Annotated in this window: 24 protein-coding genes; 13 read left to right on the forward strand and 11 right to left on the reverse strand. The window is 68.8% G+C overall.

Annotation, left to right across the window (positions count from 1 at the left end; all coding sequences use genetic code 11):
* Positions 1–74: 74 nt before the first annotated feature.
* A complete protein-coding gene (locus D450_RS0102175; RefSeq protein WP_161631135.1) occupies positions 75–887 on the forward strand; it encodes an NAD(P)H-binding protein in 813 nt (270 codons plus the stop codon).
* A gap of 132 nt (positions 888–1,019) precedes the next feature.
* Here D450_RS0102175 and rfbB read toward each other — a convergent pair whose 3' ends face one another.
* The gene (rfbB, locus tag D450_RS0102180) at positions 1,020–1,991 is read right to left on the reverse strand and encodes a dTDP-glucose 4,6-dehydratase (protein ID WP_039820047.1); all 972 of its coding nucleotides are present in this window, start codon (positions 1,989–1,991) and stop codon (positions 1,020–1,022) included.
* 189 nt (positions 1,992–2,180) lie between these two features.
* Here rfbB and D450_RS29215 point away from each other — a divergent pair, with 189 nt between their 5' ends.
* The 8 genes from D450_RS29215 to D450_RS0102220 all read left to right on the forward strand — a co-directional run bounded on the left by D450_RS29215 (position 2,181) and on the right by D450_RS0102220 (position 10,341).
* Complete coding sequence (locus tag D450_RS29215) at positions 2,181–2,744, forward strand: ester cyclase (RefSeq protein WP_017537047.1); 564 nt, start codon at positions 2,181–2,183, stop codon at positions 2,742–2,744.
* A 102-nt stretch (positions 2,745–2,846) separates the two neighbouring features.
* Entirely contained in the window at positions 2,847–4,130 is a 1,284-nt protein-coding gene (locus D450_RS29220; protein WP_051063541.1) for an NAD(P)/FAD-dependent oxidoreductase, read from the forward strand.
* Positions 4,131–4,148: 18 nt separating this feature from the next.
* Complete coding sequence (locus D450_RS0102195) at positions 4,149–5,378, forward strand: nucleotide disphospho-sugar-binding domain-containing protein (protein WP_017537048.1); 1,230 nt, start codon at positions 4,149–4,151, stop codon at positions 5,376–5,378.
* 48 nt (positions 5,379–5,426) lie between these two features.
* Entirely contained in the window at positions 5,427–6,548 is a 1,122-nt protein-coding gene (locus D450_RS0102200; RefSeq protein ID WP_017537049.1) for a DegT/DnrJ/EryC1/StrS family aminotransferase, read from the forward strand.
* An 8-nt stretch (positions 6,549–6,556) separates the two neighbouring features.
* Positions 6,557–7,345, forward strand: a complete 789-nt coding sequence (locus D450_RS29225; RefSeq protein WP_051063542.1) for a class I SAM-dependent methyltransferase — start codon at positions 6,557–6,559, stop codon at positions 7,343–7,345.
* Between the two features lie 7 nt (positions 7,346–7,352).
* The gene (locus tag D450_RS0102210; RefSeq protein ID WP_017537051.1) at positions 7,353–7,949 is read left to right on the forward strand and encodes a dTDP-4-dehydrorhamnose 3,5-epimerase family protein; all 597 of its coding nucleotides are present in this window, start codon (positions 7,353–7,355) and stop codon (positions 7,947–7,949) included.
* Positions 7,940–8,947 carry an NAD-dependent epimerase/dehydratase family protein gene (locus D450_RS0102215; protein WP_017537052.1) on the forward strand — a complete coding sequence of 336 codons (1,008 nt, stop codon included), beginning with the start codon at positions 7,940–7,942 and terminating at the stop codon, positions 8,945–8,947. Before D450_RS0102210 ends, D450_RS0102215 begins: the two co-directional genes overlap by 10 nt.
* The gene (locus D450_RS0102220; RefSeq protein WP_017537053.1) at positions 8,944–10,341 is read left to right on the forward strand and encodes an NDP-hexose 2,3-dehydratase family protein; all 1,398 of its coding nucleotides are present in this window, start codon (positions 8,944–8,946) and stop codon (positions 10,339–10,341) included. Before D450_RS0102215 ends, D450_RS0102220 begins: the two co-directional genes overlap by 4 nt.
* 164 nt (positions 10,342–10,505) lie before the next feature.
* Here D450_RS0102220 and D450_RS0102225 read toward each other — a convergent pair whose 3' ends face one another.
* The 8 genes from D450_RS0102225 to D450_RS0102260 form a co-directional block, all read right to left on the reverse strand.
* Entirely contained in the window at positions 10,506–11,126 is a 621-nt protein-coding gene (locus D450_RS0102225; protein WP_017537054.1) for a dTDP-4-dehydrorhamnose 3,5-epimerase family protein, read from the reverse strand.
* A 55-nt stretch (positions 11,127–11,181) separates the two neighbouring features.
* Positions 11,182–11,637 carry an anthrone oxygenase family protein gene (locus D450_RS31680; protein ID WP_017537055.1) on the reverse strand — a complete coding sequence of 152 codons (456 nt, stop codon included), beginning with the start codon at positions 11,635–11,637 and terminating at the stop codon, positions 11,182–11,184.
* Complete coding sequence (locus tag D450_RS0102235) at positions 11,637–11,960, reverse strand: TcmI family type II polyketide cyclase (protein ID WP_026128335.1); 324 nt, start codon at positions 11,958–11,960, stop codon at positions 11,637–11,639. The genes D450_RS31680 and D450_RS0102235 overlap by 1 nt, the downstream gene beginning before the upstream one ends.
* Before the next feature lie 253 nt (positions 11,961–12,213).
* Entirely contained in the window at positions 12,214–13,569 is a 1,356-nt protein-coding gene (locus tag D450_RS0102240; RefSeq protein WP_017537057.1) for an acetyl-CoA carboxylase biotin carboxylase subunit, read from the reverse strand.
* A 37-nt stretch (positions 13,570–13,606) separates the two neighbouring features.
* Positions 13,607–14,116, reverse strand: coding sequence for an acetyl-CoA carboxylase biotin carboxyl carrier protein (locus D450_RS29235; protein ID WP_017537058.1), 510 nt, complete (start codon positions 14,114–14,116; stop codon positions 13,607–13,609).
* Positions 14,113–15,795, reverse strand: coding sequence for an acetyl-CoA carboxylase carboxyl transferase subunit (locus D450_RS0102250; protein WP_039820060.1), 1,683 nt, complete (start codon positions 15,793–15,795; stop codon positions 14,113–14,115). The genes D450_RS29235 and D450_RS0102250 overlap by 4 nt, the downstream gene beginning before the upstream one ends.
* Before the next feature lie 5 nt (positions 15,796–15,800).
* On the reverse strand, positions 15,801–16,268 hold the full coding sequence (locus D450_RS0102255; protein WP_017537060.1) for an SRPBCC family protein: 468 nt from the start codon (positions 16,266–16,268) through the stop codon (positions 15,801–15,803).
* A gap of 46 nt (positions 16,269–16,314) precedes the next feature.
* Complete coding sequence (locus D450_RS0102260) at positions 16,315–16,758, reverse strand: cupin domain-containing protein (protein WP_039820061.1); 444 nt, start codon at positions 16,756–16,758, stop codon at positions 16,315–16,317.
* Positions 16,759–16,953: 195 nt separating this feature from the next.
* On the opposite strand from D450_RS0102260, the gene D450_RS0102265 reads away from it, so the two are divergent.
* From D450_RS0102265 to D450_RS31685, 4 genes are all read left to right on the forward strand, one after another.
* Positions 16,954–18,186, forward strand: a complete 1,233-nt coding sequence (locus D450_RS0102265) for a class I SAM-dependent methyltransferase (RefSeq protein ID WP_017537062.1) — start codon at positions 16,954–16,956, stop codon at positions 18,184–18,186.
* Positions 18,187–18,260: 74 nt separating this feature from the next.
* On the forward strand, positions 18,261–19,292 hold the full coding sequence (locus tag D450_RS0102270) for a methyltransferase (protein ID WP_039820049.1): 1,032 nt from the start codon (positions 18,261–18,263) through the stop codon (positions 19,290–19,292).
* Between the two features lie 166 nt (positions 19,293–19,458).
* Positions 19,459–20,364 (forward strand): putative sugar O-methyltransferase, encoded by a 906-nt coding sequence (locus tag D450_RS0102275; RefSeq protein WP_017537064.1) that lies wholly within the window; start codon positions 19,459–19,461, stop codon positions 20,362–20,364.
* 154 nt (positions 20,365–20,518) lie between these two features.
* On the forward strand, positions 20,519–20,788 hold the full coding sequence (locus D450_RS31685) for a hypothetical protein (protein ID WP_152520784.1): 270 nt from the start codon (positions 20,519–20,521) through the stop codon (positions 20,786–20,788).
* Positions 20,789–21,484: 696 nt separating this feature from the next.
* On the opposite strand, the gene D450_RS0102290 is transcribed toward D450_RS31685, so the two are convergent.
* On the reverse strand, positions 21,485–22,510 hold the full coding sequence (locus D450_RS0102290; RefSeq protein ID WP_017537067.1) for an NADP-dependent oxidoreductase: 1,026 nt from the start codon (positions 22,508–22,510) through the stop codon (positions 21,485–21,487).
* A gap of 329 nt (positions 22,511–22,839) precedes the next feature.
* Positions 22,840–23,838, reverse strand: coding sequence for an LCP family protein (locus D450_RS0102295; RefSeq protein ID WP_039820062.1), 999 nt, complete (start codon positions 23,836–23,838; stop codon positions 22,840–22,842).
* Positions 23,839–23,918 lie beyond the last annotated feature (80 nt).

The following is a 23,918-nucleotide window of genomic DNA, read 5'->3' on the forward strand; positions in this document are numbered from 1 at the left end:
TGCGCACCCGGTCAGCACCGTCCGCGAGGGTGTGCTTACCCGAGCGGAATGTGAGGTGCGTGATGAGGATTCTCGTGACAGGCGCGACCGGTACCGTCGGCGGGGCCCTGGCGACCCAGCTGGCCGAGACCCACCACGAGATCGTCGCGCTGACGCGTGATGTGAACCGCGCCGACGGACTGCCCGCGTCCGTGGAATGGGCCGAGGGGGATTTCCGTGATCCTGAACGACTGCGCAATGCGTTGAGCGGCGTGGACCGGATGTACCTCTTCTCCGACGCCGCCACCGTGCATACGGTGGTCTCGGCCGCGGCGGACTGCGGACTGGACAGGCTGGTCGTACTGACCTCTCCCGTCGACGGCACGGCGGGCAACCCTGTCAAGGAGGCGGTACGCGCCTCGGGGATCGACTGGACCTTCGTAGAACCGGGCCCGTTCGCCATGAACGCACGTGACTGGTGGAGTTACCCCATCCGGCATTTCGGGGCGGTCCGCTGGGTCTACCCGAAGGCCCGTATCGCCCCCGTGCACGAGGCCGACGTCGCCGACGTGGTCGCCACCGTGCTGCTGGAGGACGGGCACACCGGCCGTGAATACACGATCAGCGGCCCCGAGAGCCTCACTCAGCAGGAGCAGGTCGCCGTCATCGGCGAGGTCCTCGGAAAGGAGATCCCCTTCCAGGAGATCAGCCCCGAGGAGGGCAAGGAACTACTGATGTCCCATGGTGTACCGGCCGAGATCGCCGACTGGGTGGTCGCGACCCTGGCCCAGCACGTGGACGCACCGTCTGTCGTGGACGATCCAGCCGAGCGGATCACCGGCAGGCCGGGGCGGACCTTCGCCCAATGGGTGGCCGAGCACGCGGACGACTTCCGGCCCGGGCCCTGAACCCGCCCGCGGATAGGGAGACGACGGCGGCGCATGCGACCGCCCCTCCGTGGGCGTCCGGGGCCGTCCTCCCGGGGACCGTCGTTTCCGACGGCGCTGGGGCAGAGCGTCTCCTCTGCCCCAGCGCCGCCCTCAGGCCCCGCCGATGGCCTCCCACCAGTCGCGGTTGTCCGCGTACCAGCGGGCCGTGGCCTCCAGGCCCTCGTCGATCCCCTGCCGGGGGGCATACCCCAGTTCAGAGGCGGTCGCGGTCGTGTCGAGGGAGTAGCGCCGGTCGTGGCCCTTGCGGTCGTCCACATACTCGACCCGGTCCCATCCCAGGCCGTACAGCTCCAACAGGCGGCTGGTCAGCTCGGCGTTGGTCAGTTCGACGCCGCCGCCCACGTGGTAGACGCCTCCGCTGCGGCCGCGTGCCGCCGCCAGGGCCACCCCCCGGCAGTGGTCGTCCACGTACAGCCAGTCGCGGACGTTGGCGCCGTCTCCGTACAGGGGCACGGTGCCACCGTTCAGCAGCCGGGTGACGAACCTCGGGATGATCTTCTCCGGGTACTGGAACGGCCCGTAGGTGTTGGAGCCGCGGGTGACGACCACGTCCATGCCGTGCGTGCGGTGGTAGCACTGGGCCATCAGGTCGCCGGCGGCCTTGGAGGCCGCATACGGCGAGGACGGCCTGAGCGGGTCCTCTTCCACGAAGGACCCGGTCGAGGTGGAGCCGTATACCTCATCCGTGGATACCTGCACAAACCGCTCCACACCGTGTCGCAGGGCGGCACTCAGCAGACTCTGCGTCCCCACGACGTTGGCTTGGACGAAAGGTCCGGAATCGGGAATGGAACGGTCCACATGCGTCTCGGCGGCGAAGTGCACCACCAGGCGGTGCCCGCGCATGGCCGTGTCCACGGCAACAGGGTCCCGGATGTCGCCCTCGACGAAGTCCAGCCGCGGATCATCCGCGACGGAGGCGAGGTTGACGCGGTTGCCCGCGTATCCGAGGCAGTCCAGGACGCTCACACGCGTGGCATCGAGCTCCGGATACTCCCCACTGAGAAGAGCACGGACGAAATGCGAACCGATGAAACCGGCTCCGCCGGTCACCAGGGTCATCGAAGCCTCCAGACGTTCTGGACGCGGGGCCGCGGGGGAATGGAACGTCGACCATCGGCCCCCTGACCCGGGCAGCCTCCCAACGCGGACTCGAAAGCTGGTGGAGGCGCAGCAGAGGTGCCGCCAGAGCCGGAGCGGCTCTCGACTCGACACGCTTCCACTCTCATCCCTGAGAAAAGAGGGTCAGCGATGACCAGCATCGACCCACGCGAAATCTGCCGGATCCAGTTCGACGCCATGCGTGCCGGCGGACTCGACGCGTTCACCGACCATGTGCACCCGCACGCCACGAACCGCGAGGCACGGTCGGAACCACTGGCCTGTCGGGCAGAGGGCCCCGAGGCCTTCCTCGCCACCGCTCTCATGCTGCGCAGCGCGTTCGCCGACCTGGACTGGGACGTGCATGACGTCGTGGTCGAGGGCGAACTCGTCGTCGGGCATGCCACCATGCGGGCCCGTCAGACCGGCGTGTTCCACGACTACGACGCGGAAGGACGCGTCGCCGCCGCCTTTCCTCCGACCGGCAAGCGGTGCGCCGTCACGCAGACGCACTGGTGGAGGATGGCCGACGGCCTCATGGTCGAGCACTGGGCCAACCGCGACGACCTCGGCATGGCCCAGCAGCTCGGCTGGGTCCCGCCGCGCCCGTTCTACCTGGCGTCGATGGCGCTGGCCATGCGCCGGGCGCGACGCGCCGAGGCGCGCAACGGCGGCCCGATCCCCGAAGGGCTCAACACCGCCGCGGAGTCATGACGCCGGACCCCGGCCTCCCGCTCACCGGATCTCGAGCGGGAGTCGAGACCCGGTCAGCACAATGGCCCGGCCGGTCCGACCACTCGAAAGGCGGGGACCCCTATGACCGTGCCTCCACACCGCAAGAGCTCCTACGATGCCATCGTCATCGGCGGCGGCCCCGCGGGCAGCGCCTACGCGCACACGCTGCGCCGCCGCGGCCACAGTGTCCTGCTCCTGGAACGGACCCGGTTCCCCCGTTTCCACATCGGCGAGTCCCTGCTCACCGGCGTCGCCGACACGCTCGAGCACATGGGCCTGCTGCACCGGGTGGCGGCCCAGGGATTCCCCGTCAAGACCGGAGTCGAACTGACCGGCGACGACGGGAGCCACCGGCGCATCGCCTTCGCCGACATGGGCGACGACTTCCGGGATTCCACCTTCCACGTGGAGCGTGCCGACTTCGACAAGATCCTCCTCGACGCCGCAGCCGAGGCCGGCGCCGAGGTGGTCGAGAACGCGCAGGTCTCCGCACCACTGATGAACGGTGACCGAGTGGCCGGTGTTCGGTACAAGGTCGGCGGTTCGACCTATGAGGCCCCCGCCTCCTTCGTCGCCGACGCCAGCGGAAGGGCCGGAGTGCTCGCGCGCCGCTTCGGTCTGCGCAAGAGCAAGGACGAACTGAGAATGGCGGCCGTCTTCAAGCACTTCGGCGGCCTCGACGAGAAGTTCAACCCGGGCACTGAGGGCGACATCCAGCTGTGCAACCACAAAGACGGCTGGGTCTGGGCCATTCCGATCCGCAAGGACGTCATCAGTGTCGGTGCCGTCACGCCCCAGCGAACGCTGCGCAGCGCCCCCACCCCCGAGGACCTCTTCAACGAGCACGTGAACCGCATCCCGCGGGTGCGCGAGCGGATCACCGGAACCGAAGTCGTCCGCGAGCTCACCGGCGAGACCGACTACAGCTATCACGCCGACCGGATCGTCGGTCCTGGCTTCTTCCTCCTCGGGGACGCCGCCTGCTTCACCGACCCGATCTTCTCCGGGGGCCTCTTCCTCGCCCTCATCAGCGGTATCCGCGCCGCAGAGCAAACCTCGAAGATCATCTCCGGCCGGGAGGAGGAGGCGGAGGCGCAAGAGTACTTCGCCAACTTCTACAAGACCGGCTTCGAGACCTACCACCGCCTGATCCGGGCCTTCTACGACAACGATTACGTCATCACCAACTACATGCAGGACCTGTTCGCCGCGGGGATGCATCCGCGCTGGGTCGCCCGCACCCTCAACGGCGACTTCTGGAGCAAGGACAACGTCCTCGTCAACGCGATGCGTTCCGAGGAGCGCTGGAAGCTCTTCGAGGACTTCGAACCGGTCTACCGGCCCCTGTTCCGGGCCGACGACTGAGAAGGGCGGCAGACAGCCATGAGAATCCTGTTCGGCGCGGTCCTGCAGCCGTCGCACTTCTATCCCCTCGTGCCGCTGGCCTGGGCGCTGCGCAACGCAGGGCACGAGGTGCGCGTCGCCCATTCGCCGGCCCTCGCCCCCCACGTGCGCGAGTCGGGTCTGGCCTCCGTCGTCGCCGGCTCTGAGATGCGCATCGATCCCGCACTGCGCAGTGAGGCCAAACGTTCCCAGTCCTCCTGGGCCGAGGGCAATGGCGGCGCCGCATCAGACGGGCAGCGGGCGTCGCGCCCGGCCCCCGGCGATCAGCAGCACCACAATCGCGTGGCGTTCTCCCTGTTCCGCGCCGCGGCCGAAGACATGGTGCCGGACATCCTCGAGTACTGCCGGCACTGGACGCCGGACCTCGTCGTCTTCGACTGGCAGTGCTACGGTGCCCACCTCGCGGCGGAGGTGCTGGGGATCCCGAGCGTCCGGCACCAGTCGTCGGGACCGGACTACGCGGCCGGTGTCGCCGACTGGCCGGAGCTGGAGGCGGAGGCTCTGCGCGAGCTCTACGGTCGGTACGGTGTGGACCGGGTCGATCCCGGCGGAGCGGCCACCGTCGACCCGTGCCCCTCGGTGCTCCAGTACGACCTGCCGAGCTCGCGCACCTATCTGCCGATGCGGTTCCTGCCTTACAACGGCAACGGAGACCTCCAGGAATGGATGGTGCGCAAGGAACCCGGCCGGCCCCGCATCGCGCTCACCGTCGGCGGTGCCTACTTCTGGATGATGGGCAGCGTCGACCCCGTTCAGTGGTTCGGCGACGCGCTGGCGGACGAGGACCTGGAGATCATCGCCACAGTTCCCAAGGGCAGCGCCGCCACGCTGGGCGAGGCACCGCCCGGAATGCGGGTGGTCGAGAACCTTCCCCTGGAATTCATCCTGCCCACCTGCGACGCCATCATCAATCACGGCGGTTCGGGCACCGTCAGCAGCGCGCTGGCGTTCGGCGTCCCCCAGATCATCAGCCCGCCAGCCGCCATGGGCGATCCGCCCTTCCAGAACGCCGAGCGGCTCGCCGCCGCCGGTGCGGGGGTCGAGGTCGATGTCCACGTCGACCCGGCCGAGAAGCTCCGCACGACGCTGTCCGGCGTCCTGTCGGACCCGGCGTACCGGGCTGCGGCAAGGAAGCTCTCCGACCAGATCCGGGAGCGTCCCGCCCCCGCCGATCTCGTGGCTCCGCTGGAGGAGATCGCGCTCGGATGAGGCCGGGACGCCCGTTCCCCGCCCACAACGACTCTCGGGAGGCTTGACTTGAGTATCGGTGTATGGGACTACCTGCCTGAGTACGAGCAAGAGAAGGAGGACATCCTCGACGCGGTCGGCACCGTCTTCGCGTCCGGTCGGCTCGTGCTGGGGGACAGTCTGAGGTCCTTCGAACAGGAATTCGCCGACTACCACGGCGTCGCCCACTGCAAGGGCGTGGACAACGGGACCAACGCCCTCAAGCTCGGCTTGGAGGCGCTCGGCGTGGGGCCGGGCGACGAGGTCGTCACCGTGTCCAACACCGCGGCACCCACCGTCGTCGCCATCGCGGGAACCGGCGCCACTCCGGTCTTCGTCGACGTCCGCGACGAGGACTTCCTGATGGACACCGCACAGGTCGAGGCCGTGCTCACTCCTCGCACCAAGGCGATCCTGCCGGTACACCTCTACGGGCAGGCCGTCGAGATGGAGCCACTGCTCCGACTCGCCGCGGAGCGCGGACTGACCGTGCTGGAGGACTGCGCCCAGGCCCACGGCGCCCGCCACTACGGACGGCCGGTCGGGACATTCGGCGCCGCCGCGGCGTTCTCCTTCTACCCGACCAAGGTGCTGGGTGCATACGGGGACGGCGGCGCCGTGATCACCGACGCCCCTGACGTCGACCAGAACATGGCGCAGCTGCGCTACTACGGGATGGACCGGGTCTACTACGTCGTTCGCTCCCCTGGACACAACTCCCGGCTGGATGAGGTCCAGGCGGAGATCTTGCGGCGCAAGCTCACCCGGCTGGACGCGTACCTGGAACGGCGCCGGGCGGTAGCCCGCCGCTACGAAGAGGCCCTCGGGGACCTCACCGGGGACGGAGGCCTGGTCCTGCCGACGACCGCCCCCGGCAACGACCACGTCTACTACGTCTACGTTGCCCGTCACCCCCAGCGCGACGCCCTGCTCAAGGCGCTGGAGAAGAAGGGCGTCGATCTCAACATCAGCTACCCCTGGCCCGTGCACACCATGACCGGCTTCTCCCACCTGGGCTACGCCAAGGGGTCGCTACCGGTCACCGAGCGGCTGGCCGACGAGATCTTCTCGCTGCCGATGTACGCCTCGCTGTCCACCGACCGGCAGGACCGCGTCATCGAGGCCGTGCGCGCGACCCTGAGGGAGCTGTGACGGGCGGCATGCAGAGCCGAGAGCGCATATACGACCACGGGGACCTGTACGACCTGCTCTACCGCGACGGCGGCAAAGACTACCGGGCGGAGGCGGACATCGTCTCCGACCTGATCACCGAGCGGAGGCCGGACGCCTCGGCCGTCCTGGACGTCGGATGCGGAACCGGAGGGCACCTAAGACGCCTCACCGAGCACTTCGACACGGTCGAGGGCATGGACCGGGCCGAGGGCATGCTCCAGGTGTGTCGGCGCGAGCTGCCGGACATCCGCGTCCACCACGCGGACATGCGCGACTTCGACCTCGGCCGCCGATTCGACGCGGTGGTGTCACTGTTCAACGTCGTCGGCAACGTCGCCGACTCGGCCGAGCTCGACGCCACGCTGAGCGCGCTCATGCGCCATCTCGCGCCCGGCGGGGTCGTGGTCGTCGAGCCCTGGTGGTTCGATGAGCAGTTCACCGACGGCCACATCGGCTCCAGCACCGTCACAGTCGGCGACACAACGGTGGCGCGGCTCTCGCATTCGGTGCGCGACGCCGGGCGGACGCGGATGGAGGTGCACTGCCTGATCGGGACCCGGGGCAACGGTCTCCAGCACGTCTCCTACCAGCACGACATGGCGCTGTTCACCCGCGACCAGTACGAAGCGGCGTTCGCCCGGGCCGGCTGCCCGGTGACCTACATCGGCGGAGCCTACCCCGGCCCCGGACTCTTCGTCGGGGTCCGCCAGGACGGTGCACGGCGCTCCCCGACGGTCAGCGGCCGTCGAGCGAGCGACCAGAGAGAGCGGAGGTAGACGCCGCGTGCGTGCTTCGAAGACATCGATCGTCGGTGTCCTTGACTTCGATGTGGACGTCCATACCGACCGGCGGGGACTGTTCAGTTCGCCCTTCCAGGGCGAGGCGTTCCGCGCAGCACTCGGGCGGCCCCTGTTCCCCGTCGCCCAGATCAGCCACAACCGGTCGGCACGCGGTGTCCTGCGCGGACTGCACTTCACCGCGGTGCCCCCTGGAGGCGCAAAGTTCTTCTACGCGGTGCATGGACGGGTCCGCGACTTCCTTGTGGATCTGCGGACGGGCTCCCCGACCTTCGGCCGGTGGTCCGAGGTGCTCCTCGGACCGGACCAGGCGCGCGGGCGCTACATCCCTCCCGGCATCGGCCACGCCTTCTACGCCGAGGAGGAGGACTCCGTTATGGTGTACGTCCTCTCCCGTGAGTACAGGGCCGCCAACGAGCTGGCGCTCTCCCCTCGGGACCCTGATCTGGGGTTGCCGTTCCCGGACGAGGTGCTGCTGTCCGAACGGGACGCAGCCGCCCCCGGTCTCGCCGAGGCGCGGGACCGCGGGCTCCTGCCGGAGTACAGGGACTGCCTCGAAGCCGAGGAGGAGGCATGGCACTGAGGCCTCCTCTCGTCGCCGTACTCGGGGCCACGGGTTTCATCGGATCGGCCGTGCTCGCCGAGTGCGCCGCCCGCCCCCTGCGCGTACGCGCGGTCTCCCGTCGCCCCGCCGAGGTCCCCCCCGGTGCACGCGCCGAGATCGAGCTGTCCGTGGCCGACCTGACCGAACCTGGAGCGGTGGCCCGCGCCATCGACGGCGCCGACGTCATCGTCCACACCGTCGCGCACATCGGCGGGTCGGCCAGTTGGCGCGTGGACGGTTCCGACCGGACCGCGGAGCGGGTCAACCTCGGTCTGATGCACGACGCGGTCACCGCGCTAGGCCGCCGTCCCCTGGCCTCAGGGCCACCGCCGGTCCTCGTGTTCGCCGGAGCGGTCACACAGGCCGGCCCCGTAACCGGAGCAGCGCTTACCGGCACGGAGACCGACCGTCCCGAGGGGCTCTACGACCGCCAGAAACTTGCGGCCGAGCACTTGCTGATGGAGGCGGATCGGGCCGGGTCGGTGCGCGGTGTCTCGCTGCGTCTGCCCGCCGTCTTCGGCTCCTCAGCACACTCCGCGGGTGTCGACAAGGGGGTCGTGTCCAGCATGGTGCGCCGTGCCCTCGCCGGCGAGCGACTCACGCTCTGGCACAACGGGACCGTCTTGCGAGACCTGCTGTACGTGGAGGACGCCGCGAGAGCCTTCGCCTTGGCGATCGAACACGGGGACACGCTGGCCGGTCGGCACTGGGTGCTGGGCTCGGGTGACGCCGTACCCCTGCGGGAGGTGTTCCGCCTCATAGCCCGCCGAGTCGCCGCCTACACAGGGGGACCGGAGGCGGCGGTGGTCCAGGTGCCCGCGCCGGACTACGCCGATGCCGGCGACTTCCGCGACCTGCTCATCGACCCGTCGGCGTTCAGCGACGCCGTGGGCTGGCGGGCCCAGGTCACGCTGGAGGAGGCACTGGACCGGACGGTGGCGCACGAGGCCGAATCATCGGAAAGGACGCATCAATGAACTCCGCGCTTCTTCACCGCGCCGATCGCGCGTCCCTGGCGAAACGGCTGGACCGCTCGGCCGCGGCCACGCCTCCGAGCCGTTCACTGTGCACCGCCGCGACCACCGCCGACTGGCTGTCCGAGCGCGAGCGGGCCCACCCCTTGAGCGTGCGCCGGGTCCCCTTCCACGAGTTGGACGACTGGTCGTTCGCACCGGACACCGGCAACCTTGTCCACTGGACAGGCAGGTTCTTCTCTGTCGGAGGTCTTGAGGTGCACTCCGACGAGGGCACCGTGGAGCGGTGGCGCCAACCCATCCTCCACCAGCCCGAAATCGGCATCCTAGGGATCCTCGCCAAGGAGTTCGACGGGGTCCTGCATTTCCTGATGCAGGCCAAAATGGAGCCCGGCAATCCGCGCCTGCTCCAGATCTCCCCCACGGTGCAGGCCACGCGCAGCAACTTCGACCAAGTGCACCGGGGTTCGGCGGTCCGGTACCTGGAGCACTTCATCGAGCCGCGGCGCGGCAGGGTGCTCGCCGACGCGCTGCAATCCGAGCAAGGTTCGTGGTTCTACCGCAAGGCCAACCGGAACATGGTGGTGGAGACTACTGACCATGTAGAGGTCGCCGGGGACTTCCGCTGGTTCACCCTGGGGCAGCTCGGCGAGCTGCTCCGCACCGACGAGACTGTGAACATGTGTTCGCGGACCGTCCTCGCCTGTCTCCCCAGAGGGACGTCCGCGGCGGAGTCGCTGCTCACCGATACCGGCCTTCGGTCCTGGTACACCGCCGAGCGGACACGCAGGAATGTCGTCGTCCGACGCCTGCCGCTGACGATGACCACGGGCTGGTGCAGGCGCCCCGACCAGCTGGTCCGCCCGGACGGGCGCTACTTCCGCATTGTCGGTGTCAAGGTGGAGGCGGGCAGCCGTGAGGTCACGGGATGGAGCCAGCCGCTGCTGGAGCCCTCCGGCACCGGCGTGGTCGCGTTCCTGGTCCGCCGCATCGGCGGCCGGGTGCATCTGCTCGCGCATGCCCGTGCCGAGGCCGGGTTCGCCGGCTCTGTGGAGGTGGGCCCCACCGTCCAGGCGGCACCCGTGAACTGGGGCCACCTGTCCGCGGCGGACCGGCCGCACCTGCTGGACACGGTGCTCGGGGCCGACCCTGAGCGCATCGTCTACCAGGCGGTGCACTCGGAGGAGGGCGGGCGGTTCCTGAACGCGCGGAACCGCTACATGTTCGTCCAGTGTGATCCCGCGACGGTCCCGGACGAGCCGCCCCAGGGGTTCGCCTGGGCCACGCCCGGGCAGCTGACCGACCTCGCTGCGCACGGCCACTACCTGAACGTGCAGGCCCGCAGTCTGCTGGCTCTCATCACCGCCGGTGCCATCGATCTCGAGACCGTCGACTGAGCGGACCGCAGGGGTCCATCATTCAGCGGTTGCACGGCGCCTCTCCGGTGCCCGGCGCCCCGGACCACACGGGGGACCGGGGCCCGTCCCGTCATGCCCGATCCGGAGGCGGAGGGTCCCGTTGCGGGACCGCACGAGAAGGCACCGAAGGGGCGCCTATGGGCTCATCTCCGTTCCAGGCCCTGGTAGGTGGCGGCCTCGATCGCGCTGCACTTCTCGTAGTCGGGCAGCATTCCCAGCCTCTTGGCCTGGGCCAGGGTGACCGCCTCACGGTCGCGTGACGACATCACGGGGGCCATCCCGTCCGGCAGCGGCGGCAGCCCGAGCTCGGGATCGAAGAAGGAGATCGCCAGCTCGTTCTCCGCCACGTAGCTCTCGGAGATGACGTAGGCCATGACCGTCTCGTCCCGCAGGGCGACGAAGGCGTGGCCCACACCGACCGGGAAGTACATGGCGTTGAACGTGGTCGGGTTCAGGACCACCATGTCCCAGGCACCGAAAGTGGGCGATCCGACGCGCACGTCGATGACGAAGTCCATGGCCTCGCCGTGCGCACAGTAGACGTACTTGGCGGTGCCGGGCGGGGTACGAGTGAAGTGCACGCCGCGGACCACACCGCGGCGGGAGACGCTGTGGTTGGACTGGGCCAGGGGGAACACCGGACGGGAGACCGCCTCGGCGAACGCCGGTCCCTGGAACGGCGAGACGAAGAGTCCCCGTTCATCGGGGTGGACGTGCGGAGTAAAGGCGTAGGCCCCTTTGACGGCGAGTTCACGGGCTTCCATCTATTCTCCCTGGGTGGTTGCGAGACGGGCCCGGTCATGCGCCCCGGTGGGATGTTCACAGGGCTATGACCAGTCCAACGACATAAAGCAGGGCGCCGGCCTGGCCCAGGCCGACCCGTACCAGGTGCCAGGTGCGCCAGCGCACGCGCAGTCCGCGCCAGTCCGGGCGCGGGGCAGCCGGATCGATGGCTCGAACGGCTTTGTTGAGCGGTCCGAGAGCAGCGATCGACACCCCTGCCACAGCGGCGAGCGCGACCGCGCCCGTCGCGTACGCCGTTCGCTGCACGGGGTCGTCGAGCAGCACCGCCAGTGCCAGTCCGGCGGCCACGGCCACGGCGATGGCGGCCGGCATCAGCTTGTCCATCCGGGCGAGCACGAAGGTGTTGGTGCCGGGATAGTCCTTCACTGACAGCGAGAGCAGCAATGGCAGAATGACGAACACCCCTACCAGCAGGGCCCCCGCCGCGGCCGCGCTCGCGAACGCGGCCACGACCGTGAGCGCGGTCTCCATCAGACCCAGCTGCGGTGGTAGAACTCGTGAGCCCGGGAGTCCCGGACCCCGTGCCAGTCGTCCACAAGCGGCCGCATGTGCGCGGACAGCGCCTGGTTGAGCTTCTGGAACGAGGGGTCGGCACGCAGTTCGCCGAACCGGTCGAGGACCTCAGCCTCCGACTGGATCAGATGCATGGTCAAGCCCTCGTAGTGCAGCAGCGTCCTGCTGGTGACCCCGAGGCGCGCGGCCACCCCGGTCGAGTCGTGCTCGGCGAACAGCCGGGCGACCTCCTCCGCACTCTCGGCCCGCATCCTGCTCACCATCAGCGTCCTGGTGGACATGGTGTCCTCACCTTTCTTCACGGGTGTTCATTCACGGCCGCCCACAGGGCCGGGAGGACGCGGGGAGCGTCCGGATACGGCCGAGAGGGATCGGCGGCCTTGCGCCCGGCGGTGTCCCCGCAGCGGTGGCGGACCGGGGCGCTCATGTCTCGCCACCGCAGGGCCCCGGCAATGTCATCGGGCGTCCTCCTTAGGGGGCGACCTCCGGTCGGTCCTGGGGACCGCGGAGGGGAGGGGAGAGAACGGGGCCCGCTCATAGGTCCAAGCCATCAATGACGTCACCGATGAGCGACGTGGTGTGACGGCCGGCCCGAAAGCGTGGATCGGCGATCACCCGCCGCAGCAGGGGAACGGTAGTGCGCACCCCGGGTCCCTCTACCGCGAATTCCGCCAGCGCGGTGTCCAGCCGCTGCAGGGCCTGTTCGCGGTCGGGTCCCCAAACGACGGTCTTGGCGAGCAGGGAGTCGTAGGACGGGGGGACCGTGTAGCCCGTGTAGCAGTGCGAGTCCACCCGCACGAACGGCCCGCCCGGTGGTTGGAAGACACGCAGCTCGCCCGGGGTCGGCACGAACCCGCGCTCGGGGTCTTCGGCGTTCACTCGGCATTCGATGGACACCCCTGAGCCGGATGCCTGGTCACCGCTGAGCGACAGTGGCTCACCGGCCGCCGCGAGCACCTGCTCGCGCACGAGGTCGATGCCGGTGGTCATCTCGGTGACCGGATGCTCGACTTGGAGACGGCAGTTGACTTCGATGAAGTGGAACTCGTTGGCGGAGTCCACGATGAACTCGAAAGTGCCCACTCCCTCGTAGCCGACGGCCAGGGCCAGTTCCACGGCGGAGGCGCCCATGGCCTCGGCGGTCGCGCGGTCCAGGCCGGGGGCGGGCGTCTCCTCGATGAGCTTCTGGTGCCTGCGCTGCACCGAGCAGTCCCTCTCGCCCAGAGAAACACCGTTTCCATGCCGGTCGCACAGCACCTGCACTTCGATGTGCCGTGCGCCCTCCACGTACCGTTCGACGTAGACCCGGCCATCGTTGAACAGCGTCCGCGCCCGGCTGTGGGTCTCCTGGAAGGCCTGGACGAGATCGTCCGCTGTCCGGACGATCTGTATACCGCGTCCCCCGCCGCCGGCCGCAGCCTTGATCATCACCGGATACCCGATGGCGTCCGCGACCGCCTTGGCCTCGAACGCGCTTTCGAGCGCCCGAGGGCTGCCCGGGAGCAGGGGCGCCCCCAGGTCACCGAAGAGGGTGCGGGTCGCCGCCTTGTCGCCGAGCTTGTCCATGACCGCCGGTGAGGGGCCGATGAAGGTGATGCCGTTCGCGGCGCAGACCTCGGCGAAATCCGGGACCTCCGACAGAAGGCCGTACCCCGGGTGGATCGCGTCCGCCTCCGCTGCCTTTGCCGCCTCGATCAGCGCAGGGATGTCCAGATAGCTGCGGGTCCCCGGCGGGCCGATGCACACGGCCCTGTCAGCTCCGTGAACGACGGCCGCATCCCGCTCGTCGGTGGTGTACACCGCGGCAGTGCGCAGGCCCATTGCTCGGCAGGTGCGCTGCACCCGGAGCGCGATCTCGCCGCGGTTGGCGATCAGTACCGTGTCGAACATGTGCTTGCCCTCCTCGGACGGACCGTCGGGCGGTGGTTCAGCGGTCGTCGTGCGGGGCGAGAGCGAGCAGGGGCCGCCCGAACTCCGCCGGCTCCCCGTCGGGAACGAGGTGCCCGATGACCGTCCCCGCCTGGTCGGCCTCGATCGGGACCATCATCTTCATCACTTCCATCACCCCGACCTGCTGCCCGGCCTGCACCGTGTCGCCCTCCGCCACGAACGGCGCCGCTCCCGGCTCGGGCGCGTGGTAGTAGGTGCCGACCAGCGGAGCGAGGAGGAGGTGTCGGTCCGGTTCCGCCTCGGCCGCTGGCCCGGCGCCTCCGGGCGTACGTGCCGGTCCGCCGTCGGACGCGGGCCCGGTCGCCACCGCCGCACCGGCGGCCGCGGGCGCGGGCGCGGCGTCGGCCGACCAGTCCAACTCGGCCTCCACCCCGTTGGCGTTCAGCCGGACGCGGCGCACCGAAGCCGGTGAAACCTCCAGCAGCCGACCGATCCCGTCGCACACCGCGCTGATCGACGTGTCCGCAGCGGTCCGCTCTTCAGTCATCCGATCACTTCCTCTGCAAGGCGCGCGTCCGGCGCCCCGAAGGCACGGATACGGTCATGCCGTCGACTCCGCAGTTCCTCCTCGGGCAGCGCCAGGAGGTCACGGAGCGTGTGGATCAGGGCGCCGCGCAGCGCTCCGGCCATGGCGGCCGGGTCCTCGTGCGCGCCCTCTCCGGGCTCGGACAGAACGCCGTCGACGACGCCGAGCCGCATCAGGCTCCGTGAGTCCAAGCCGAGTTTGGCCGCGGCGGTCGGAGCCTCGTCCCGGTCGTTCCACAGGATCGCCGCGCACCCCTCGGGGCTGATCACCGAGTAGGTCGCATTGGCGCACATCACGGTGCGGTCGGCGAAGCCGAGCGCCAACGCGCCCCCGCTGCCGCCCTCCCCGATGACCACCGCGACCGAGGGCACCCGTAGCTCGGCCATCTGCCGGAGGCTCTCCGCGATGCGCAGCGCCTGTCCCTGCTGCTCGGCCTGCACCCCCGGATGTGCACCGGGGGTGTCGATCAGGGTGACCACCGGAAGCCCGAGTTTGTCGGCGAGCCGCATCAGCCGCCCCGCCTTGCGGTACCCGGGCGGCGATGCCATACCGAAGTTGCGTCCCGCCATGGCCTGCGGGGTGTGGCCCTTCTCCGTCCCGATCACCACGACCGGCCGACCGCACAGCAGTCCCACTCCGCCGACCAGCGCGGGGCAGTCAGCCCGGACCCTGTCGCCGTGCAGTTCGACAAAGTCCTCCAGGATGAGGGAGATGTACTCCAGAGCGGTGGGCCGACGCAGGTCACGCGCCTGCTGAACGGCCTGCCACGGATCGCGCTCGGGCAGGAGCGCGGGGTCGCGCAGCAGCGGGTCGGGCGTCTCGGGCGGATCCTCCGTCGGCGTCTGCTGCACGGCGAGCAGCCGTCCGAGTATGGATCGCAGGAGGGTACGCGGGACCACTTCGTCGATCAGGCCGTTCTCGAAGAGCGTCTCCGCGGTCTGGAAGCCCTCGGGTAGATCCTCCCTGATGGTCTGGGCGATCACCCGGGGGCCGGCGAACCCCAGTCGGGCGCCCGGCTCGCTGAGGATCACATCGCACGCGGTGGCGAAGGAGGCGGCCACACCGCCGTATGTAGGGTCGCTGACCAGCGAGACCGTCAGGATGCCGGCCTCGTCGAGCCGGGTCAGGGCCTCGACGGTCTTGGCCATCTGCATCAGGGCCACGACGCCCTCCTGCATCCTGGCTCCACCGGAGGCCGAAACCAGTACCAGCGGAACGCGGTCCTCCAGCGCCGTATCGGCGGCCCGGACGATGGCCTCCCCGACTGCGCTGCCCAGGCTGCCGCCCATGAAGCGGAAGTCCATGACAGCGGCCACGGCTCCCCGGCCCTCGATGGTGCCGCGGACGCACATCACCGCCTCGTCCATTCCGGTTCGGTCCCGTGCGGCGGCCAGTCGATGCGGATAGGGGTGCGAGTCAACGAAACCCAGGGGGTCGTACGTGGTGTGCACCCCCTCGAGGACCGTCCATCCGTCCTCGTCGAACAGCTGGTGGACCCGCTGCCGGGCGCTGAGCGGCCCGTGCCACCCACAGTCCGGGCACACGCACGCGGACCGGTGGAACCGCTTGGTGTAGATGAGCGCCGTGCAGCGCCGACACCACGTCCACTCCTTCTCAAGCGTTTCCCCCGACAGGCCCATGCTCCTCACCCCCGGTCCGCGACGGACGCGGCGCGTTCCTCGATCCGGCTTTTGATCACCGCCATCTGCTCACGGCCCACACGGTTGAGCCGCTCTGTCATCGCGGCGTCGTCGAAGGGCGCAGTGGGCTTCATGGTGAACTCCTGGCGCCAGCGCATCTCCACGCCTCCCTCGACCTCGCGGTAGGTCCACACCAAGTTCATGAACTCGAACGGCCCGGTCTCCACCCGGTGCGCCCGTACGGTCAGGCTGTCGCGGTCGGGGGTGCGCTCGGACACCCAGCTCCACGCCGTGCCATCGGGATCGGGGTGCAGGGTCAGCCGGATGACCATCGTGTCGCCCCTGCGTTCCAGCACCTTCGCGTCGGCGTACTCGGTGAACAGTCCTGGCCAGGACTCGACGTCGTTGGTCATCTCCCACACCAGATCGAGCGGAGCGTCGATCACGATGCGATTGTCGGTCTGCGCTGGCATGTTGTTCCGGCCTCTCTCGTGTCATCGGCGTGGCCGCTGCCCCCGGTCATCCGACTCGGGGAACCTCGGCCTCCGGGTGGGGCGGGGGCGCGGTGTCGACATGGCCCAATTCGGGACGCGGGGCCAGGGGGGCGATGGTGAAGACGAGACGGGCTTGCCCGCCGCCCGCGTGGTCCAGTTGATGCCTGGTGCCGCGTCGGACCATCAGCGATTCGGAGGCCTCCACGCGGACGGTCTTACCGTTCAGGCGGAAGTCGACCGTGCCCTCGAGCACATAGAAGAACTTGTCCGAGTACGGGTGGTAGTGCTCGGAGACCGATTCGCCCGGAGCGAGGTCGACCGTGCCGAGGAATCCGGACGTCGCCCCGACAGAGGCCGGGGTCAGCAGAGCCCTGACCCGTCCCCCCTGGCGCCGGGAGGCGGCCACCTCCTTCTGCGCCACCTTCAGCGCCATCGGGTCCGCGACCTGCTCCGGCTTAGGGCTTTCCATCGCCGTCCCCCTGTCAACACCTAACATCCGTCGAACGTCAGCGATCGTGACGCCGCGCCCTCGAGCCGTTCTGAACAGTCGCTCGAGCCCCCGTCCTTCGAGCCGACGTCGATCCGGCGTTTAGGGAGCGGGGCGATGCTCGGTGGGCACGGTGCTTGCCCCGCTCGCCGCGGGCGACGACGACCTGGAGGCTCCATGACGATCGACGAGTGCCGGATCTGTGGCAACCGCACCCTGATCTCCATTCTTGACCTCGGTTCCCAGGCCATGACGAGCGTGTTCCCGGCCTCCGCCGAGACACCGGTGCCCGAGGCGCCCTTGGAGCTGGTCAAGTGCTCGCCAAGCGGTTGCGGCCTGGTACAGCTGCGACACACCGCGGACTTCGGCAGCATGTACGGGGACCACTACGGTTACCGTTCGGGGATTCGGCCGTTCATGGTCGGCCATCTCGGGAGCAAGGTCGCCGCCCTACGGGAGCGGGTCGCGCTGAACCCAGGCGACCTTGTCGTGGACATCGGCAGCAACGATGGGACGCTGCTCGCGGCCTACCCCTCCGAAGGTGTGGACCGCGTGGGGATCGACCCCAGCGGGGCGAAGTTTCGCGAGCACTACCCTGCGGGATCCGAACTCATCCCGGACTTCTTCACTAAGGCCGCCTTCACTGACCGCTACGGCGACCGCAAGGCCAAGGCCGTCACCTCCATTTCGATGTTCTACGACCTGCCGCGCCCCTTGGAGTTCATGCAGGACGTACGCGACATCCTGGACGACGACGGCGTTTGGATGATGGAGCAGAGCTACATGCCCTCCATGCTGGACGCCACCGGATACGACATCGTCTGCCATGAGCACTTGGAGTTCTACGCCCTCCAGCAGATCGAGTGGATGGCCGAGCGGGTCGGCCTCACCGTCATCGCCGCTGAGATCAACAGCGTCTACGGCGGAAGCCTCTGCGCGATCCTCGCGAAGCACCCCGAGCGACACAAGGTGGACAGCGCTGACATCGACCGCATCCGTGCCTCAGAGAAGCGCATGGGACTGGAGACCATGGCCCCCTATGAGGCGTTCGCCAAGCGTGTACCGGAATTCCGCGACGAACTCCTTCGGTTCCTGGAGGACTCCCGTCGTTCGGGGCTGACCACCTTCGGCTACGGGGCATCCACCAAGGGCAACGTCATCTTGCAGTACTGCGGCCTGAGCGAGGACGAACTGCCGTGTATCGGGGAGGTCAGTGCGGAGAAGGCCGGCCGTGTCACTCCGGGCACCAATATCCCCATCGTCTCCGAGGAAGAGGCCAAGTCCCGCCGGCCCGACCAGCTCCTCGTACTGCCGTGGATCTACCGCGAAGGGTTCATCGAACGCGAGCGCGACTTCTCGAACAGAGGGGGTCGGCTCGTCTTCCCGCACCCCCGACTCGAAGTGGTCTGACCCCCAGACGGGGAACGTTGTCCTGACCGACCGAAAAACGCCGCAGGACTCCAGAAACGAAAGAGGACACCATTGTGAAAGCGCCTGGAGAAACCTCTCTCACCCGCCAGGACCTGCACGCGATGATGACGGCCTACAAGACGACCAGCCTGCTAAGGACGGGGATCGAGCTCGGCGTGTTCGACGTGCTCGCCGAGCGGCCACTCCGCCCCGAAGAAGTCGCGGAGCGACTCGGTCTGGACGCCCGGGCAACGCGGATCACCCTCGATGCCTTGGCCGCACTGGGTTTGCTGGAGAGCGAAGACGGCCGACTCGGCCTCTCCCCCGGTGCCGACGAACTCCTCGTCCGCGAGAGCCCCGGGTACTTCGGCGACATGGTCCACGTGATCTCCAGCGATGAGGAATGGGAGGCGTTGAGGAGGCTTCCCGAGGCCGTCAGGAACGGCGGCTCCGTGCTGGACACCGACGCCGAGTCGCCGGAATACCGGTATTGGGAGGATTTCGCCTCCTACGCGGCGGCCATCGCGGAACCGACGGCACAGGTCGTGACAGACACCTTGGAACCGTGGGCGAAGGAGCGCGACGACCTCGACGTCCTGGACGTTGCGTGCGGGCACGGCATCTACGGCTTCACTTTCGCCGAACGGCATCCCCGGGCCCGCCTCTGGGCACTCGACTGGCCAAACGTTCTCACTGTCACGGCCGAACACGCCGAGGCGTTCGGGCTGGACGACCGGACGGAGTACATCGAGGGCGACATGTTCGAGGCTCCCCTCGGGGGCCCCTACGACCTGATCACCATCACTAACGTCCTGCACCACTTCTCCGAAGAGCGGGCCACAGAACTGCTCCGCAGGGCCGCCGGAGTGCTCAAGCCGGGCGGCCGTATCGGGATCGTCGGGTTCACCCTCGACGACGGCAGGCCACCCCGGCAAGACCCGGCCCCGCACCTGTTCTCGGTCCTGATGCTGGTCTGGACGTCCCAGGGCGAGGTCCACCCCATGTCCGCGTACAAGCGGATGCTGTCCGCGGCGGGCCTGGAACTCGAGATTCCGGCAGTGGTCCCGGGCCTCCCGTTTCGCGTGCTGACCGCACGACACGCCTGACCCGGGCGAGCACCGGAGTCGACGGCGAGGCCCGCACCGCCGCCGCGCCCCCGGGCAGCACCTTGCAGACCGTTCGGGGGGCGCGGCAGCACCCGACCCACTTACGGAAGGCCGAGGAGACCGAGCGGGACAGATTTCCGAGAACCCGATACCCAAGGAGAGGGAGATGAACAGGAATTACGGCGCCAACGACCAGTGGCAAAAAATAGCAGCCGAACACATGCCAGGGAGGACATTGACAGACTTGGCCGGATTCAAGTCCAGTTCCATAAACTATAGAATTTCACTAAACGACGCACAGGCGAACGGCGTCCGCTACCTCAAGGCCCTGACATACAATCTTGCCGCCGACCTCGAACAGGACGACTGGGACAAGATAAGGGCCATTAAGGGGCGTGAGCACGGAGATCCCTTCTCTGTCACTTTCAATGACGAGGAAGTCGATCTCGATTATCTGCGCGCCATCCTCGAGGTGTCGTTCATCTCCAAGCAGCTCGAACTTGACCGGGCGCGGGTTATGGAAATCGGTGCGGGATACGGCCGAACGTGCCACACCATGTTCTCCCTGTTCGACATCTCGGAATACTGGGTCATCGACCTCCCCGAGACGATGAGGCTCTCCAAAGGATACCTTTCGACCGTCCTGGAGCCCCACCACCTGGAGCGCGTCACCTTCGTAGAGGTCGACGACATCGACGAGAGAATCAAAGGAGCTGGACAGTTCGATATCTGCATAAACATCGACTCAATGGCCGAGATGGACCGGGACGTGGTTCAGTCCTACCTATCCCTCATCGACGAGCGATGCGCCGGTTTATATGTACAGAACACGGTAGGAAAATTCAAGGACAAGAGCCTCGACGGTCACCCCTGGGGAGAGGAGGCCGTGGACATGGCACTGCGATCCGGCCTGCTCACCGACGTCATCGACATTCACGATAGCCGACAGATCAAGGAACAGGCTCCCAAGTTCGTCTCTGCTTACCGCCCCGGCAGGCGGTGGCGGTGTCTGGACGATTCGTGGGCACGGCCCTTCACCCACCACTGGCAGGCCGTGTACGCGCGATCATAGACTGAGCCATTTTCATCCTGAGGGTGCCAGCGAGCCCAGGCCGCCCCGCAGCACGTCCTGGCCCGCCCCGAGACCGTGCACGTCCTGCACCTGGACGGCAAGACCCTGCGCGGTACCGCACGCAGGCCCCGACACGGCCGCCGTGCACCTGGTCGTGGCTATGGATCCCGGCGGCCGCATCGTCGCCCAGCGGCCCCAGGCCGCCAAGACCAGCAATATCGCCGCGGTCAAGGACTTGCTGGGCCCGCTGGACACCGCCGGGGCCGTCGTGACGGCCGACGCGCTGCACACCCGGCACACCACCGCCCGCCTGATCGCCGAGCGATTCCCCGCGGACTACGTCGATGGCGGCCAGCCGGGCGGGAAGGTCGGCGATCAGCGGGGCGTGCATGGCAGACTGGGGGCGCAACGGAGTCCTCTCTGAATCAGAGGTGTGGGGGTCCCTGTTCCCCTACCGGGGCTCTGTTGTCGTATGTCGGAGGTTCCCGTCTCCCGTCATCAGCTTGTGACCTGCAAACACCCTCCCCAGCCGGGACTTTGAATCAGCCGTGCGCGGCACCGCGCCCACGGCCGGAGCGAAACGCGGACCGCCAAGGCACTCACCGTAGGCGGGCTCTGCTTCCCGCACGCGGTCCAGGCGGTGCGCATCCGCCGCCACATCACCGATCTGCGCACGCAGAAGAGCTCATGGACCTGCGCTTATGTAGTGACCAGCCTTACGGCCGAGCGTGCCGAGGCCGCCGAGATCGCCTCCTTGGTCCGCGGGCACTGGGGGATCGAGGCACTGCACCACATCAGAGACGCCACCTTCGGCGAGGACGCCTGCAAGGTGCGCACCGGGCACGCGCCGACGAACCTGGCCGCGCTCCTCCTGCGCGCACTCGGCCGCACCGCGGTCCCCAACGCGTTGCGCTGGGTGTCCCACGAGTGCTTCAAGCGCCCGCTCGACCTGATCGGACTCCACCGGCCAGCAAGAACGTTTGACCACACCGAGAATGAATCAGCCGTGCTGGTCAACGCGGGTTCGCGCCGACGGGCCGTCGATCCTCCACAATTCCAGCGGACACGGTCACCTCATTGCGCGATCGCCGTTTCAGGGCCGACTCCCCGAACACGAAATCTAGACCCGGACCAGCATCTTGCCGGTGTTGGCTCCCTGCATCATGTCGAGGAACGCCTGAAGCGTGTTGTCCACGCCGTCGACCACCGTCTCGTCGTAGACCAGGCTGCCCTCGCGCAGCCACTGCCCCGCCTCGGTGACGAAGTCCTTCATCCGGTCCATGTGGAACCCGACCGTGAAGCCCTTGAGCGTGAGGCCCTTCTTGATGAGCTCGAACAGGTTGTTCGGGGCCACCGCGGGCTCCTCAGAGTTGTAGCCCGAGATCATCCCGCACACCGCGGCGCGGCCGCCGCGGTTGAACGCTGCCAGCGCCGCCTCCAGGTGGTCGCCACCCACGTTGTCGAAGTAGACGTCGATCCCGTCCGGAGCGGCGTCCTGCAGCAGGGTGCGCACGTCCCCGCTCTTGTAGTTGAACGCGGCGTCGTAGCCGTACCTCGACGTCAGCAGCGACACCTTGGCGTCGCTGCCCGCCGACCCCACGACCCGGCCCGCGCCCTTCAGGCGCGCGATCTGCCCGGCGACGCTGCCCACGGCGCCGGCCGCCCCGGAGATGAACACGGTGTCGCCCGGCTCCATCCCCGCGATGTCGAGCAGACCCACGTAGGCGGTCAGCCCGGTCATGCCGAGCACGTGCAGGTAGGCCGAGTCGGGCACCCCGGCGGCGGCGTCCAGGCGGCGGAACCCGGCGGCCGGGCCCTGCGCGACGTCGCGCCAGCCCTGCATGTGCAGGACCAGGTCGCCCTCGGCGAGGCCGTCGGACCGCGAGGCCTCCACGCGCCCGACCGCGCCGCCCTCAAGCGGCTCGAAGAGCCCGAACGGCGGCACGTAGGAGGGCGCGTCGTCCATGCGCCCGCGCATGTACGGGTCGACGGACAGGTAGGCGTTGCGCACCCGCACCTCTCCAGGACCCAGCGGGGGCAGGTCGCGCTCGACGAACCGGAAGTCGTCGGTCTTGGGCCAGCCCTGCGGACGGGCGACGAGCTGCCATTCGCGGGTGGTGGCTGTGCCGTGCTCGGTGGCGGACATGCTTCTCCTCAGTTGTGTCGCGTTCTCCCGGGCAGGGCAACCGACGCCGCCCCCGTCCTCTTCCCGAACGCGGTTCGGTGTGACGGAGGAGTCGCACCCCTGACCGGTGGACCACACCGGCGGCGGTCCGCACCAGCGGCCGCGGGCCGCCGCCTGGCCCCTGGCGGCTAGGGCGTGCCCGGTGGATCATGACCTGCTGCGCGACGCCCGGGCACGAGCCTCGCTGCGTTCTCGTCGGTCGACGGCGCACCCGGGCCGATTCCCTCCTCGGCCTTGCGATGGCCGCACCTGGACGCCGCTCGCGACGGCCCTGATCCACGCAACACGCCCTAGTCGATGGACTCCGCCTCGTTCTCCAGACCCTTCTCGGTGATGTAGGGCATGAGCTCCCCCTCCCGGACCCGCTGGAAGACGCCCGAGACGATCTCCTCGTCCAGGTAGACCACGTTCTGCTCGCCCTCCCAGCCGGTGGAGGACGCGGGCAGCATCATGAAGACGGTGCCCTCGGGGCCGATGCCCACCAGGCGCATCATCAGGCCGCGCATCATGCCCATGGTGGTGTCCTCGTCCACCGCGACCGACTCGCTGGCGGCGACCAGGAAGGCGTCCAGGCGGCTCGGGTCCCCGCGCACCTCCTCGCTGACCGCCTTCTCGGCCATGGCCCGCAGGAACACCTGCTGGCGCTCGATGCGGTCCAGGTCGCTGCCGGAGAGGCCCTTGCGCTCGCGGACGAAGCGCAGCGCCTCCTCGCCGTCCATGTGGTTCTCCCCGGCCTCCCAGTACCAGCCGTTGGTGGGGTCGTACACCTCGTAGGGCAGGTCGATCACCACACCTCCCAGGGCGTCGGTCATCGCCTCGAATCCGGCGAAGTCCACCGCCGCGAAGTGGTCCACGCGAACGCCGCCCAGGTCCTCGACGGTCTGCGTGAGCAGTTTGGGGCCGCCCTCGGAGTAGGCGTCGGCGATCTTGCCCTCGCCGTGCCCGGGGATGTCCACCCAGGCGTCCCGGGAGATCGCGACCACGTAGGCGCGGGCCTCCCCTTCGGGCACGTGCAGCAGCATGATCACATCGGCGTCGGCCTCTCCCTCGCGCCACTTGTCGGCCGTGGACTCCCCGCGCATGTCCGACCCGATGAGAAGCCAGTTCTCCCCCGGGTCGTCGACCGGACGCCCGCCCTCGTCGGGCACGGCGTCGGGGATGCGCCCGATGTTGCGGTCGTAGACGTCGGCCCTCCAGGCCACGGCGATCGCCAGCGTGACGGCGACCGCCAGGCAGCACAGGAGCGCCGGGACGAGCATGCGTCGGCGCCTGGTTCCCGGTCTCGCCATCTCGGTTCCCCGGTCGGTCCCCTTCTCCGTCAAGAACGGCCTTCCCCTCCGGACCGGTCCCAGCACCCCTCCCGGCTCAC

It is taken from the genome of Nocardiopsis halophila DSM 44494, assembly GCF_000341245.1.
Classification (GTDB): Bacteria; Actinomycetota; Actinomycetes; order Streptosporangiales; family Streptosporangiaceae; genus Nocardiopsis_A; species Nocardiopsis_A halophila.